The sequence below is a fragment of the Actinomadura livida genome (assembly GCF_014648675.1).
GTDB classification, from domain to species: domain Bacteria; phylum Actinomycetota; class Actinomycetes; order Streptosporangiales; family Streptosporangiaceae; genus Spirillospora; species Spirillospora livida.
Genome location: NZ_BMRO01000011.1, coordinates 263,915 through 277,282, shown reverse-complemented (window position 1 = coordinate 277,282; position 13,368 = coordinate 263,915). Strand labels below are relative to the sequence as shown.

Sequence of the window (13,368 nt, the reverse complement as noted above, 5' to 3'; positions counted from 1 at the left end):
ACGCACACTAACGGCCCGGCCGGAACGGCGGGCGGCCCGCCCCCGGACGGGAGGCGGCCCGCTCGCGGAACCGGTCAGAGGACCTTGGACAGGAAGTCCTGCGTGCGCTGGTGCTGCGGGTTGGCGAGGACCTCGCGGGGCGTGCCCTCCTCGACCACGACACCGTCGTCCATGAAGACCAGCGAGTCGCCGACCTCGCGGGCGAAGCCCATCTCGTGGGTGACCACGACCATGGTCATGCCGCTGAGGGCGAGCTGCTTCATGACGTCCAGGACCTCCCCGACGAGCTCGGGGTCCAGCGCGGAGGTCGGCTCGTCGAACAGCATCAGCGCGGGCTCCATGGCGAGCGCCCGCGCGATCGCCACCCGCTGCTGCTGCCCGCCGGACAGCTGCGACGGGTACACCTGCGCCTTGTCGGCCAGCCCGACGCGCTCCAGCAGGGTGAGCGCCCGCGACCTGACCTGGTCCTTCGGCTGGCGCTTGACCCACACCGGCGCCCCCATGACGTTCTCCAGCGCCGTCATGTGGGGGAAGAGGTTGAACCGCTGGAACACCATGCCGATCTCGCGGCGCTGCGCGGAGACCTCCCGGTCGCGCAGCTCGTAGAGCTTGCCGCCCTGCTGCCGGTAGCCGACCAGGTGGCCGTTCACCCACAGCCGGCCCGCGTTGATCTTCTCCAGGTGGTTGATGCAGCGCAGGAACGTCGACTTGCCGGAGCCGGACGGGCCGACGACGCACATCACCTCGCCCTGCCGCACCTCCAGGTCGATGCCCTTCAGCACCTCCAGCCGGCCGAACGACTTGTGCACCCGCTCGGCCTTCACCATCAGCCCGCCGCTCTCCGGCGCCGGCGTCTTGGCGAGGGGATCGGTCACGTTGTCACCTCCGCTCATTGGCCGCCGCCTCCGCCCCGGAAGCGGATCCGCTGCGTGCGCGCCGACCCGTTCTTGCCGACGCCCCGGCTGAAGTGCCGCTCGATGTAGTACTGGGCGATCATCAGCACCGAGGACAGCAGCAGGTACCACAGGCACGCCATCACCAGCATCGGGATGATCTTGTAGGTGCTGGCGTAGATGGTCTGCGCGGTGAAGGTCAGCTCGGAGAACGGGACGGCCGCGACCAGCGAGGTGTTCTTCATCATGGAGAGCACCTCGTTGCCGGTCGGCGGCACGATGACCCGCATCGCCTGCGGCAGCACGATCCGGCGCATGGTCTGCATCCGGGACATGCCGAGCGCGCTCGCCGCCTCCTGCTGGCCCTCGTCCACCGACAGGATCCCGGCCCGGACGATCTCCGCCATGTAGGCGGCCTCGTTGAGGATCAGGCCGAGCCCCGCGGCGAGCATGGGGGTGACCAGCGCCTGGGTCTGCCACGTCTGGAACTCGGGCCCGAACGGGATGCCGATCCCCACGGTCGGGAACAGCGAGCCGATGGCGCCCCAGATGAGCAGCTGCGTGTACAGCGGCGTGCCGCGGAAGAACCACAGGTAGAACCAGGCCGCGCCGCTCAGCAGCGGGTTGGCCGACAGGCGCATCAGCGCGAGGACCGTGCCGAGCACCATGCCGCCGATCATGGCGGCGACGGTCAGCAGGATCGTGTTGCGGACACCGCGCAGCACCGCGTCCGAGGTGATGTACTTCCGCTGCTCCGGCCACTCCAGCGCGTCGCTCGTCAACAGGAAGTTGATGAACATCGCGACGAGGACCACCACGACCGCCGCGGCGACCCAGCGGCCGGGATGCCGGACGGGGACGGCCCGAATCGCTTCGGGCCGTCCCTTCTCGACGTCGTCGTCGACCGTCATGCGATCAGCTCTCGGCGGCGTTGATCTTCGGTTCCGTGATCGCGCCGCTCTCCACGCCGTTGTCCGTCAGGATCTTCGTGTAGGTGCCGTCGGCGATCAGGGCCTTGACGGCGCCGAGGACGGCGTCCTTGAACTGGCCGGCGTTCTTGCCGAGCGCGTAGCCGTAGGGCGCGGTGTCGTAGACCTCGCCGATGATCTCCAGCTTGCCGGTCTTCTTCACCGCGTCGCCGATGATCGGCGAGTCGGCGGCCATCGCGTCGATCTTGCCCGCGACGAGGTCGTTGTTCACCTCGGTCTGCTGCTTGCGGACGACCTGCTTGATGGCCGGCTTGCCCGCGGCGGCGCACTCCTTGCTCTTCGCGGTGAGGTCCTCGACCTGCACGGTGCCCTGCTGGACGCCGATGCTCTTGCCGCAGGCGTCGTCGGGGTTGACGCCCTTCGGGTTGCCGGTGAGCGCGGCCCAGGAGGTCCCGGCCGTGTAGTAGGTGACGAAGTCGACGGCCTTCTCGCGCTCCTTGTTGTCGGTGAACGAGGAGACGCCGATCTCGTACTTGCCGGACTGGACGCCCGGGATGATCGTGTCGAAGCCCGCGTTGTGGTACTCGGTCTTCAGCCCGAGCTTGGCCGCGACGGCGTCGAAGAGCTCGATGTCCCAGCCGACGATCTTCTGCGAGGCGGGGTCGACCGACTCGTTCGGCGGGTAGGACGCGTCCACGCCGACGACGATCTTGCCGTCGCTCTTGATCGCGTCCGGGACCATGGCGCTCAGCTCGGCGTCCGCACTCGTGTTCGCGGCGCCGGAGCCGCCCGAGCCTTCCGTCTCGTCGCCGTTGTCGCCACATGCGGACAGGGCGAGGGCGCCCGTCAGCACGAGCGCGCTCGCCGCGACGGCGCGGCGGCGCAGAGAACCGATGATCATGGTCCCCCTCCAAGTGGTTGCGTTGGATCCGTAACGGATCCAAAGGTCAGGTGCATATTTTGGCGCAGAACACCCCTGATCTGGATAAAGGGTCCGAAACAATCACGCAACGGCTCCGCCCACCGGGCCCCCGGCAACCGCCCAGGTAGACGCCTCGGCCTGCCTGTGGTCACCGTCACGTGACGGTTGCCACCACCCTGCGCCCAGGGCCCGCCAGAACCTGTATGAGAGAATCGGACAACGGGTGACCCCCGTACGTCGCGAGATGACCTCCAGGTGACCGGCCACCACGCCACACCACCGCGGCGGCATCGCAAGAAAGCCAACTTTCACTGACAGGGGTCGCTGTGGCTGCTGAGCCCAATCCCAACGAACCGTCCTCGTACGACGACGATCCGGCGTTCCCGCTGCACCGCGGCGGCAAGCTGGAAATGCGCTCGACCATTCCGGTGCGCAACAAAGACGATCTCTCGCTGGCCTACACCCCCGGCGTCGCCCGGGTGTGCACCGCGATCGCCGACCACCCCGAGCTGGCCTACGACTACACCTGGACGTCCAGGGTCGTCGCCGTCGTGACCGACGGCACCGCCGTGCTCGGGCTCGGCGACATCGGCCCGGCCGCGTCCATGCCGGTCATGGAGGGCAAGTCCCTGCTGTTCAAGGAGTTCGCCGACGTCGACTCCGTGCCCATCGCGCTGAGCACCACGGACGTGGACGAGATCGTCGACACCGTGATCCGGATGGCGCCGAGCTTCGGCGGCATCAACCTGGAGGACATCAGCGCCCCGCGCTGCTTCGAGATCGAGGACCGGCTCCGCGCCGCGCTCGACATCCCCGTCTTCCACGACGACCAGCACGGCACCGCCATCGTCGCGCTCGCCGCGCTCAAGAACGCGGCCCGCCTGGTCGGCAAGCCGCTGTCGGAGCTGCGCGCCGTCGTGGCGGGCGCGGGCGCGTCCGGCATCGCCGTCTCCAAGATGCTGATCGAGGGCGGCATCGGCGACATAGCGCTGTCCGACAGCAAGGGCCTCATCTACCAGGGGCGGGACGGCCTCAACCCGGTCAAGACGAAGATCGCCGAGATCACCAACCGGTCGTGCCTCAAGGGCTCCACCGAGGAGGCGCTGCGCGGCGCCGACGTGTTCATAGGGCTGTCCGGCGGCACCGTGCAGGAGTCGTGCGTCGCGACGATGTCGGAGCACGCGATCGTCTTCGCGCTGTCCAACCCCACCCCCGAGGTGCACCCCGAGGTCGCGCTCCGGCACGCCAAGGTCGTGGCGACCGGCCGCAGCGACTACCCGAACCAGATCAACAACGTGCTGGCGTTCCCCGGCATCTTCCGCGGCGCGCTCGACGTCCGCGCGTCCGCGATCACCGAGGGCATGAAGCTGGCGGCGGCCAACGCGCTCGCCGACATCGTCGGGGACGACCTGAAGCCCGACTACGTCATCCCCGGCCCGTTCGACGACCGCGTCGCCCCGGCCGTCACAGCGGCGGTGGCCGAGCAGGCCCGCAAGGACGGCGTCAACCGGATCTGATTCGGTCCCCGATGTGATTTCTCCGGGCGGCCGCCCGCCCCCGTATCCGTGGGATTCGCGGGCCGGGCGGCCCCCCGCCACGGGCATTTTCTCGCCACGAACACGTATGTTCTTCGTCATGTGGGAATAACTCCTGGCCAATCTGGTCGAGTCCGTCAGGAGGGCCTGTGAACCTCGCCTCTTACGCAGACCTGGCGGTCGATCTCGTGAACACGCGGCGCGACCAGGAGGACGACCTGCGCGACCTCGAAGGGCTGCGGGCCCTGCTGTCGCAACGGCCGCATCTCGGGGGGCGGATCGCGCACCGCGAGCTCGACGCCATGCGCGCGCTGCGCGAACAGCTCCGCGCGATCATCGTCGCGGCCGCCCGCGGGGACGAGGACGACGCCGTCGAGCGCCTCAACACGCTGCTCATCCACCACCCGGTCCACCCGCAGCTGGCACGGCACAACGGCCAGGGGTGGCATCTGCACTTCAACGAGTCCGGCTCGATACCGGACCGTTATGCCGCGCGGACCGCCATGGGCCTCGCCGCGGAGATCGCCGCCGAGGGCGTCGGCCGGTTCGGGCTGTGCGGGGCGGAGGGCTGCGGGCGGGTGTTCCTCGACACCACCGCGAACCGCTCGCGCCGCTACTGCTGCGGCCGCTGCGCCGGACGGGCCGGCGTGACCGCCGCCTGCAGCCCGATCGCGCCGCGCGTGACCGTCCCGGCGCGCGAGAGTGGCCAGTAGCGGGCGACGACCCGTCCCGCGACGAGCCGGTCGGGCACCGCGCCGAAGTCCCAGCTGTCGCGGCGGCCCGCGGCCGCCTGGTTGTCGCTCTCCAGCCACCACCCGCCGCCGTCCGCGCGGACGGCGCGCTTGACGATGAGGAGCTCGGGTCGCTCCGGGTGCCGCGCGACGACGACGTCGCCGGGCACGGGGCGCGCCCCTACGCGCACCAGCAGCCAGTCGCCCGGCCGCAGCCCCGGCAGCATCGAGTCCCCGGTGACCTCGACGGCCCGCAGCCGCCGCGGCACGGCCGCCGCGAGCACCGCCGCGGCGGCGGCGAGCCCGCACAGCAGGGCGCCGCGCATCCCCATGATCCTCCTCGTCCCGCCCGCATAGATCGCGGTTCGGGGGCATCAACACGCTGGAAGGGTTCCGGGCCGCGCCGCGGTCCGGGTCTTAGGCCGAAATACCGAGCGCCCTGGCCGGACGTGGCCGGTGGCACAAGGGTAATGTCGGTGACCTGAGCATGATCCGCAACGAGGGAAGGGATGAGCAGGTGTTGCTCAAGCTTCTGCGCCCGAAGACGAAGGTCTCCGCGCACTGCGACCTGCCGTGTGGCGTCTACGACCCGGCGCAGGCCCGGATCGAGGCCGAGTCGGTCAAGGCGATCACTGAGAAGTACGCGGCCAACGAGGACCCCGAGTTCCGCGCACGGGCGATCCTGATCAAGGAGCAGCGCTCGGAGCTGGTCAAGCACCACCTGTGGGTGCTGTGGACCGACTACTTCAAGCCGCCGCACTTCGAGAAGTACCCGCAGCTCCACCAGCTGTTCAACGAGGCCACCAAGCTCGCCGGCGGTGGCGGCGGCACCAAGGCCACCATGGACACCAAGGTCGCCGACGACCTGCTCGCGAAGATCTCGGAGATCGACAAGATCTTCTGGGAGACCAAGCAGGGCTGACGCGCCCGGGAGCGGAGGCCCGGCCGGACACCGGCCGGGCCTCCGCTACGTCCGGGCGGCGGTCACGCGCGGGCGGCCTTGGTGAGGGTGTCGCCGGTCAGGCGGTACACCGTCCACTCGTCCTGCGGGCGGGCGCCCAGGGACTCGTAGAACTCGATGGTGGGCCGGTTCCAGTTCAGGACCGCCCATTCGACTCGTTCGTAGCCGCGGGCGTCGGCGATCCGCGCCAGTTCGATGAGGAGCGCCTTGCCGTACCCGTGGCCGCGGGCGTCCGGATCGACGAACAGGTCCTCCAGGTAGATGCCGTGCGTGCCGTTCCAGGTGGAGAACGTGAGGAACCACAGCGAGAACCCGACGACCTCGCCCTCGTGCTCGGCGATGTGAGCGAAGACTTTGGGCTCGTCACGGAAGAGGCTGTCGCGCAGTTGCTCCTCCGTGACCTTCACCTCGTGGAGGGCGCGCTCGTATTCGGCCAGGTCGCGGATCAGGCGCAGGATGTCCGGAAGGTCGTCCGGGGTCGCGGATCGGATCACATGAGCAGGTTATCCGTCCTCCGCGACCGTGATGCACGCCTCGCCGCGCCGGGGTTTGGGACGCGTTCGCTGACGTCGGCGCGGACATTGGTGAGAAAGCCACGCGCGGCGAAGTCTCCGAGTGGGCTCGGCAGGCGGTAGTTTCGGTACCAGCGGGACCATCCTGCGAGGGAGTGACGTGACCGAGGAAACCGCTGCAATGCCGACCAGTACGAAGTTGTCCGTCCGCGACGTGGTGACGGTGCGGCTGCCCGCCGCGAGCGCCTACCTGTCCGTGCTGCGGACGGCCACCGCCGGCCTCGCGGCCCGGCTGGACTTCACGCTGGACGAGATAGAAGACCTGCGCATCGCCGTCGACGAGGCGTGCGCGATGCTGCTCGCCCAGGCGGTGCCCGGAACCGATCTCGTCTGCGAGTTCGAGCTGACCGGGGAGGCCATGCGCATCTCCGTCTCCGTGCTCACCGTCGACGGGGAGGAACCCAGCCGCGACACCTTCGCGTGGACGGTCCTGTCGTCGCTGGCGGGTGAGGTCGACGCCCGGGTGGGCGCAGACGACCGGGTCACCGTGACGCTGCAGAAGCGGCGCGGTGCGGCGGGGGCGCCGTGACGGAGAAGACGACCACGGAGCAGACGGCCGCGGGCCAGCCGGCGGAGCCGGCGGCGCCCGAGGTGACCGTCGAGCGCACCGAGAGCGCGGTCCCCGACCGGGCGCGGGCGCGCGCCCTGTTCGAGCGGCTCTCCCAGCTCCCCGAGGGCGACCCGGAGCGCCAGCGCATCCGCGACCAGCTCGTGGAGCTGCACCTGCCGCTGGTGGAGTACCTCGCCCGCCGCTTCCGCAACCGCGGCGAGTGGCTGGACGACCTGATCCAGGTCGCCACGATCGGGCTGATCAAGTCGATCGACCGGTTCGACCTGGAACGCGGCGTCGAGTTCTCCACGTACGCGACCCCCACCATCGTCGGCGAGATCAAGCGGCACTTCCGGGACAAGGGCTGGGCGGTGCGCGTCCCGCGCCGGCTGCAGGAGCTGAAGCTGTCGCTGACCAAGGCGATCAGCGACCTCGCCCAGCGCGAGGGCCGGGCGCCGACCGTCAGCGAGCTGGCGGCGCACCTGCAGATGAGCGAGGAGGAGGTGCTGGAGGGCCTGGAGTCGGCGAACGCCTACTCCACCGTGTCCCTGGACGCCCCCGACTCCGGCGACGAGGACGCCCCCGCGGTGGCCGACTCGCTCGGCATGGTCGACGAGTCGCTGGAGGGCGTCGAGTACCGCGAGTCCCTCAAGCCGCTGCTGGAGAAGCTGCCCGCGCGCGAGAAGAAGATCCTGCTGCTGCGGTTCTTCGGCAACATGACCCAGTCGCAGATCGCGGCGGAGCTGGGCATCTCCCAGATGCACGTGTCGCGGCTGCTCGCGCGCACCCTCGCGCAGCTGCGGGAGGGCCTCACCGCGGACGAGTGACCGGCCGACGACGTGATCTCACGGCGCCGAGGCTCCGGGGCGTCCCGGCTCTCGGCGCCGGATCATTTCTTCGTGGGCTGCTCTTTCAGGCGGTCCATGAGGCGCTGCCCCAGCGAGCGCGGCTCCCCGGGCGGCGTCTCCGCCGCCGCGGGTTCCGCGGCGTCGCGGGCGGCCTCTTCCCTGTCCCCGGCTTCTTCCTCGTCATCGTCGAAGAGCCAGGCGGTGCTGGGCGGGCTGAGCACCGTGATCAGCGTGAGGACGGCGGCCAGCCCCAGCGGGACGGCGAACGCGAGCTGCCCGCTCTGCCACAGCGACCACGCGACCGGCAGGGCGAAGAACTGCGTCAGCACCGTGGGCGCGCGGCTCCACTGCTCGGCGCGCAGCAGCCCCCGGGCGCAGGCGAGCATGCCGAGGCCGCCCGCGAGCGCGAGGACGGTCACGCCGATCGCGCTGGCCGGATCGACCGCGGCGCCGGTGGCCGTCTCCACGCCGGTGAAGACGCCGACTCCGATGGCGGCGAGGCCCTCCGCGGCCTCCAGGGCGGCGGCGGCCTGCACGGTGATGGGACGACGCTTCGACACGTTCGAAACCCTACTCCCGCCGGGGAGCGGCCCGGCGCCCACCCGAGGACGAGGCGAACGCGGGGCGAACGCATACGGAACGCTCGATACCCTGACGCCGTGCGCGCCATGCTCATCGCCAACCCCAAGGCGACCTCCACCTCCCGGCGGGCCCGCGACATTCTGATGCGGGCCTTCTCCGGCGACCTCGACCTCGTCCTCGCCGAGACCGGCCACCGCGGCCACGCGACCGAGCTGGCCCGCCAGGCCGCCGTGAACGGCTACGACGTCGTGATCGCGCTCGGCGGCGACGGCACGGTGAACGAGGCCGTCAACGGCCTGCTCGCGGACGGGCCGTCCCCCGATCTGCCGGCGCTGGCGGTACTGCCGTCCGGCAGCGCGAACGTCTTCGCCAAGACGCTGGGCCTTCCCGCCGACCCGGTCGGCGCGACGAAGTCCGTGCTGGAGGCGCTGCGCGCGGGCCGGTACCGGACGGTCGGCCTCGGGACGGCGTGCCATCCGGGCGGCGCCGAACGCTACTTCACGTTCTGCGCGGGCATCGGGCTGGACGCCGAGGTCGTCCGGGAGGTGGAGCGCCGCCGCGCCGCGGGCGCCACCGCCTACACGTCCCTGTACGTGCGGACGGCGATCCAGCATTTCTTCACCGGCACCGACCGGAGGCGTCCCGCACTCACCCTTGAGCAGCCGGGCCGCCCCCCGAAACCGGGACTGTTCCTGGCCTTCGTTTCGAACACGTCACCGTGGACGTACATGAACCGCCTCCCGGTGAATCCGAGTCCGAAGGCGAACTTCGCGCGCGGGCTGGACGTGTTCGGAATACGTTCACTGGATATCGGCCCGACGCTCGGGACCGTGGCCCAGATGCTCACGGCCCGTACACGTCCGCTCCAGGGCCGGCACGTGGTCAACGTCCACGACGCTTCCGAGGTCACGCTGCGTGCGGAGCGTCCGGTGGCCTTCCAGCTGGACGGCGACTACCTTGGCGAACAGGACAGTGTGACGTTCCGCTCAGTTCCCAAGGCACTACGGGTCGTCATCTGAACCGGCCCGCGAGAATGCACGATCTCATGGCCGCCCAGACGAGAGCCAAGTAACACGATCGTCTTCCGGGTGTGACACATGCGACACCCATACTTTGAGAATCCTTTCTCAAAGGTCTTGCGTCTGCCCGCGCCCCCCTGACACGCTCAAAGTGCGTATCCGAGACAGGGGCCCCAACGTCGCCGGCCTCCCGCTCGCAGCGCCGCCGAACATTCATCCCCGGACCTGGCCCTCGCCACCTGGGCGTTCGCGACATGTGAAACCGTTCACAAATGTGGAGTTGCTCCACACCCTGACGAAGGAGTGGACCGCATGGACTGGCGCCACCGCGCAGCCTGCCGTGACGTGGACCCCGAGCTGTTCTTCCCGATCGGCAACACCGGGCCCGCGATCCTGCAGATCGAAGAGGCCAAGCAGGTATGCCGGCGTTGTGACGTGACCGACGCCTGCCTGCGCTGGGCCCTGGAGTCCGGCCAGGACTCCGGCGTCTGGGGCGGCATGGGCGAAGACGAACGCCGCGCCCTCAAGCGCCGCCGCAACCGCAGTGTCCAAAGCAGCGCCCTCGGCGTCAGGCGCTAGCGCCAGTATTCATTGCAGCGCCCTTGGCGTCAGGCGCTAGAGCGCCTTCCCTTCGGCGGCAATGCACGCGATCGCTGCATCGCTCCGGCTCGCCTAGCGGCTCGCTGCGCGATCAGGTTTCTTGCTTCGCTCGAAACCTGCCTTCGGACGCGATCGCAGGTGTTGAGGTTGTTGCGGGGTTGCGGCGGGGGCTGATGTGCGTGCGTACGGTTCTGTGCGCCTTGCTTTGCTGGTCAGGCCCTTCTGTCCAGGCGGTGGTTGTGGTCTAGGGGGATGTCCACGGTCACTTCGGTGCCGCCGCCTGGGCGAGGGGCGAAGTCCAGGCGGCCGCCCAGTTCTCCGACGATCAGGGTTCGGACGATCTGCAGGCCTAGGCTGTCGGTGCCCTCCACGTCGAAGTCGGCGGGGAGGCCGACGCCGTCGTCGGCGATGGTCGTCACTAGGCGGCGGCCGGTGGGTTCCGCGGCGTCCTCGGCGGGCGCCTCGCGGGACTCGTGGTCGCCGGCCTCCGGCCACTCCCCCCAGACCTCCACGCCGCCCCGGTCGCGCACCTCGCCCTCGCCGTAGCGGTGGGCGATGACCTCCAGCGTGCCGAAGCGGTTCACCAGGCCGTGCTCCAGGGCGTTCTGGAGGAGTTCGGTGAGCGCCATCGCCAGCGGTGTGGCGACCTCGGCGGGCAGGACGCCGAAGCTCCCCGTCCGCTTCGGCGCCACTTTGGTCTCGGGGGTGGACACCTCCGCCGCCATCGTGATCACCCGGTCGGCGATGTCGTCGAAGTCGATCAGCTCGTCGGGGGTGTGCGACAGCGTCTCGTGCACGATCGCTATGGAGCCCACGCGCCGGACCGCCTCGTCCAGCGCGGCCCGTCCCTCCGGGATCTGCAGCCGCCGGGCCTGGAGCCGCAGCAGCGCCGCGACCGTCTGCAGGTTGTTCTTCACCCGGTGGTGGATCTCCCGGATCGTGGCGTCCTTCGTCAGCAGTTCCCGGTCGCGCCAGCGCAGCTCGGTCACGTCCCGGCACAGCACGACCGCGCCGATCCGCGTCCCGCCGACGACCAGCGGGATCGTCCGCAGCTGCATGATCGAGCCGCGCGACTCGACCTCCACCTCGCGGGGCGCCCGGCCGGACAGGACGACGCTCAGCGCCTCCTCCATCGGCTCGCCCGTGTCGCACAGGTCCGCGGTGATCTGCCCGAGCGACTCGCCGACCAGGTCCGCCGGGTAGCCGAGCCGCCGGTAGGCCGACTGCGCGTTGGGGCTGGCGTAGGTGACCCGGCCCGAGCGGTCCAGCCGCATCAGCCCGTCGCCGACACGCGGCGAGCGGACCATGTTCGGCTCCTCCCCCGGCACCGGGAACCGCCCCTCGGAGATCATCGTCGCGAGGTCGCTGGCGCTCTGCAGGTAGGTCAGCTCCAGCCGGCTGGGGGTGCGCGCCGAACTGAGGTTGGTGCTGCGCTGGATCACGCCGAGGATCTTGGCTCCGCGGCGCACCGGGATCGACTCCTCCCGGACGGGGATGCCGCTGCCCCACTCGGGGTCGCCCTCCCGGACGATGCGCCGCTCCCGCCACGCCACGTCGATCAGTCCGCGGCGGCCCGTCCGGACGACCTTGCCGACGAGGTCCTCCGGGTAGGCGGTCGGGCCGGTCGTCGGGCGCATCTGCGCGATCGCCACCCAGCCCGGCACGGTGGCGCCGGTGTCGAGCGCGCCGCGCTGGCCGCGCCCCCCGCGCGACGCCGCCTCGGCGGGCAGCGCGGCCGACGACCGCAGCGGCACCCAGAGCAGCAGGTCGGCGAAGGACAGGTCGGCGAGGAGCTGCCAGTCCGACACCAGCGCGTGCAGCCACTCCAGGTCGGCCTCGGTGAGGTCGCTCTGGTCGCGGACGAGATCGGTCAAGGTAGGCACGCGTCCATCATCGCCGATGCGTCCCGGTGCGGGGCCCGTCCCCCAGCCCCGGCGGGGCCCTGGCAGGATTCCCGCATGACCGCAGGACGAGACCCCCTCGCCAGGTTCCGGGACGCGGCCGCGCGGCGCGCCGAGGCCGGGCTGCGCCGGACGCTGCGCCCCCGCCCCGGCGGTCCGGACGGCCCCGCCGACCTGGCGTCCAACGACTACCTCGGGCTCGCCGGCGACCCGCGGCTGATCGAGGGGGCCGTCGCCGCCGCCCGCGCGTGGGGCACCGGCTCCACCGGGTCGCGCCTCGTCACCGGGACCACCGAGCTGCACGCCGAACTGGACCGGCGGCTCGCCGCGTTCACCGGCAGCGCCGCCGGGCTCGTCTTCTCCTCCGGCTTCCTCGCCAACCTCGGCGCCGTCACCGCGCTCGCCGGGCCCGGCACGCTCGTCGTGTCCGACCAGGTCAACCACGCCTCCATCGTGGACGCGTGCCGGCTGTCGCGGTCCCGCGTCGCGATCGTCCCGCACCGGGACGCCGCCGCCGTCGAGCGGGCGCTTGCCGAACGCGACGAGGACGACGCCGTCGTCGTCACCGACGCCGTGTTCTCCGTGGACGGCGACCTCGCGCCGCTGGGCGACCTGCACCGCGCGGCCCGGGCGCACGGCGCGCTGCTGGTGGTCGACGAGGCGCACGCGCTCGGCGTCGTCGGCGACGGCGGCCGGGGCGCCGCGCACGCCGCCGGCCTCGCGGGCGAACCGGACGTGGTCCTCACGCTCACGCTGTCGAAGTCGCTGGCGGCCCAGGGCGGCGCGGTCCTCGGCGCCCCCGAGATCATCGACACCCTCGTCGACACCGGCCGGTCGTTCATCTTCGACACCGGACTGAACCCGCCCGCCGCCGGCGCCGCGCTCGCCGCGCTGGACGTCCTCGAAGCCGACCCCGGCCTGGCGTCCCGCGCCCGCGACCGCGCCCGCCGCATCGCCGCGCTCGCGGCCGGTTCCGGCCTGGAGACCGCCGAGCCCGCCGCGGCCGTCGTCCCGGTGTACCTCGGCGAGCCGCACGCCGCCGTCCGCGCGGCCGGAACCTGCGCCGAGCACGGGCTTCGCGTCGGCTGCTTCCGCCCGCCGTCGGTGCCGAAGGGCCGCGCCTGCCTGCGCCTGACCGCACGCGCGACGCTGGGCGAGGCGGACCTCACACGCCTCGGGACGGCCCTGGCGGAGGTCGCGTCTTCTACCGCCCGTAGTCTGCACGCATAACATCGGGGAGAACCGGTGATGAACGTGAGGAGATGCCGTGACGGAGGTCAGGGGCGGGCCCCGGCACGGGGGCGGAGTCGACCACGGATTCGACC

15 protein-coding genes are annotated in these 13,368 nt (G+C 71.1%); 8 read left to right on the top strand and 7 right to left on the bottom strand.

Translation table 11 applies throughout. The features are described 5' to 3' along the window. Nucleotides 1–74 precede the first annotated feature (74 nt). The 3 genes from IEZ03_RS26190 to IEZ03_RS26180 form a co-directional block, all read right to left on the bottom strand. On the bottom strand, nt 75–827 hold the full coding sequence (locus IEZ03_RS26190) for an amino acid ABC transporter ATP-binding protein (protein ID WP_132049092.1): 753 nt from the start codon (nt 825–827) through the stop codon (nt 75–77). Between the two features lie 62 nt (nt 828–889). Then, nucleotides 890–1,804 carry an amino acid ABC transporter permease gene (locus IEZ03_RS26185; RefSeq protein ID WP_184887395.1) on the bottom strand — a complete coding sequence of 305 codons (915 nt, stop codon included), beginning with the start codon at nt 1,802–1,804 and terminating at the stop codon, nt 890–892. A gap of 4 nt (nt 1,805–1,808) precedes the next feature. Continuing rightward, nucleotides 1,809–2,723, bottom strand: a complete 915-nt coding sequence (locus IEZ03_RS26180) for an ABC transporter substrate-binding protein (RefSeq protein ID WP_184887397.1) — start codon at nt 2,721–2,723, stop codon at nt 1,809–1,811. Between the two features lie 347 nt (nt 2,724–3,070). On the opposite strand from IEZ03_RS26180, the gene IEZ03_RS26175 reads away from it, so the two are divergent. Next, on the top strand, nt 3,071–4,261 hold the full coding sequence (locus IEZ03_RS26175) for an NAD(P)-dependent malic enzyme (RefSeq protein WP_279436336.1): 1,191 nt from the start codon (nt 3,071–3,073) through the stop codon (nt 4,259–4,261). Nucleotides 4,262–4,428: 167 nt separating this feature from the next. Next, nucleotides 4,429–4,992, top strand: coding sequence for a CGNR zinc finger domain-containing protein (locus IEZ03_RS26170; RefSeq protein ID WP_184887399.1), 564 nt, complete (start codon nt 4,429–4,431; stop codon nt 4,990–4,992). Here IEZ03_RS26170 and sodX read toward each other — a convergent pair. Then, nucleotides 4,893–5,342, bottom strand: a complete 450-nt coding sequence (gene sodX / locus IEZ03_RS26165; protein ID WP_229808585.1) for a nickel-type superoxide dismutase maturation protease — start codon at nt 5,340–5,342, stop codon at nt 4,893–4,895. The two genes, IEZ03_RS26170 and sodX, sit on opposite strands and share 100 nt — an antisense overlap. A 185-nt stretch (nt 5,343–5,527) precedes the next feature. Here sodX and sodN point away from each other — a divergent pair, with 185 nt between their 5' ends. Further along, nucleotides 5,528–5,932, top strand: a complete 405-nt coding sequence (gene sodN, locus IEZ03_RS26160; protein ID WP_207933133.1) for a superoxide dismutase, Ni — start codon at nt 5,528–5,530, stop codon at nt 5,930–5,932. A gap of 62 nt (nt 5,933–5,994) precedes the next feature. On the opposite strand, the gene IEZ03_RS26155 is transcribed toward sodN, so the two are convergent. Next, nucleotides 5,995–6,465, bottom strand: coding sequence for a GNAT family N-acetyltransferase (locus tag IEZ03_RS26155; RefSeq protein ID WP_184887401.1), 471 nt, complete (start codon nt 6,463–6,465; stop codon nt 5,995–5,997). 178 nt (nt 6,466–6,643) lie between these two features. Between IEZ03_RS26155 and IEZ03_RS26150 the strand changes: the two genes are divergently transcribed. Together IEZ03_RS26150 and IEZ03_RS26145 are read left to right on the top strand one after the other, a co-directional pair. After that, complete coding sequence (locus tag IEZ03_RS26150; RefSeq protein WP_184887403.1) at nt 6,644–7,072, top strand: ATP-binding protein; 429 nt, start codon at nt 6,644–6,646, stop codon at nt 7,070–7,072. A gap of 62 nt (nt 7,073–7,134) precedes the next feature. Further along, on the top strand, nt 7,135–7,920 hold the full coding sequence (locus IEZ03_RS26145; RefSeq protein ID WP_132049087.1) for an RNA polymerase sigma factor SigF: 786 nt from the start codon (nt 7,135–7,137) through the stop codon (nt 7,918–7,920). 62 nt (nt 7,921–7,982) lie between these two features. Here IEZ03_RS26145 and IEZ03_RS26140 read toward each other — a convergent pair whose 3' ends face one another. Further along, on the bottom strand, nt 7,983–8,501 hold the full coding sequence (locus tag IEZ03_RS26140; protein ID WP_184887405.1) for a hypothetical protein: 519 nt from the start codon (nt 8,499–8,501) through the stop codon (nt 7,983–7,985). Nucleotides 8,502–8,609: 108 nt separating this feature from the next. On the opposite strand from IEZ03_RS26140, the gene IEZ03_RS26135 reads away from it, so the two are divergent. Next, nucleotides 8,610–9,542, top strand: coding sequence for a diacylglycerol/lipid kinase family protein (locus IEZ03_RS26135; RefSeq protein WP_221481624.1), 933 nt, complete (start codon nt 8,610–8,612; stop codon nt 9,540–9,542). A gap of 312 nt (nt 9,543–9,854) precedes the next feature. Continuing rightward, nucleotides 9,855–10,121, top strand: coding sequence for a WhiB family transcriptional regulator (locus tag IEZ03_RS26130; RefSeq protein ID WP_184887409.1), 267 nt, complete (start codon nt 9,855–9,857; stop codon nt 10,119–10,121). 233 nt (nt 10,122–10,354) lie between these two features. Here the strand turns inward: IEZ03_RS26130 and IEZ03_RS26125 are convergent, their stop codons facing one another. Then, nucleotides 10,355–12,025 carry a GAF domain-containing sensor histidine kinase gene (locus IEZ03_RS26125; RefSeq protein ID WP_184887411.1) on the bottom strand — a complete coding sequence of 557 codons (1,671 nt, stop codon included), beginning with the start codon at nt 12,023–12,025 and terminating at the stop codon, nt 10,355–10,357. Between the two features lie 75 nt (nt 12,026–12,100). Between IEZ03_RS26125 and IEZ03_RS26120 the strand changes: the two genes are divergently transcribed. After that, on the top strand, nt 12,101–13,273 hold the full coding sequence (locus IEZ03_RS26120) for an 8-amino-7-oxononanoate synthase (protein ID WP_184887413.1): 1,173 nt from the start codon (nt 12,101–12,103) through the stop codon (nt 13,271–13,273). The last annotated feature ends 95 nt before the right edge of the window (nt 13,274–13,368 follow it).

Coding starts and splice junctions, on each gene's coding strand:
- IEZ03_RS26180 (WP_184887397.1), bottom strand. CDS start 2,723: ATGATCATCGGTTCTCTGCGCCGCCGCGCCGTCGCGGCGAGCGCGCTC.
- IEZ03_RS26185 (WP_184887395.1), bottom strand. CDS start 1,804: ATGACGGTCGACGACGACGTCGAGAAGGGACGGCCCGAAGCGATTCGG.
- IEZ03_RS26130 (WP_184887409.1), top strand. CDS start 9,855: ATGGACTGGCGCCACCGCGCAGCCTGCCGTGACGTGGACCCCGAGCTG.
- IEZ03_RS26190 (WP_132049092.1), bottom strand. CDS start 827: ATGGTGAAGGCCGAGCGGGTGCACAAGTCGTTCGGCCGGCTGGAGGTG.
- sodX (WP_229808585.1), bottom strand. CDS start 5,342: ATGGGGATGCGCGGCGCCCTGCTGTGCGGGCTCGCCGCCGCCGCGGCG.
- IEZ03_RS26135 (WP_221481624.1), top strand. CDS start 8,610: ATGCTCATCGCCAACCCCAAGGCGACCTCCACCTCCCGGCGGGCCCGC.
- IEZ03_RS26120 (WP_184887413.1), top strand. CDS start 12,101: ATGACCGCAGGACGAGACCCCCTCGCCAGGTTCCGGGACGCGGCCGCG.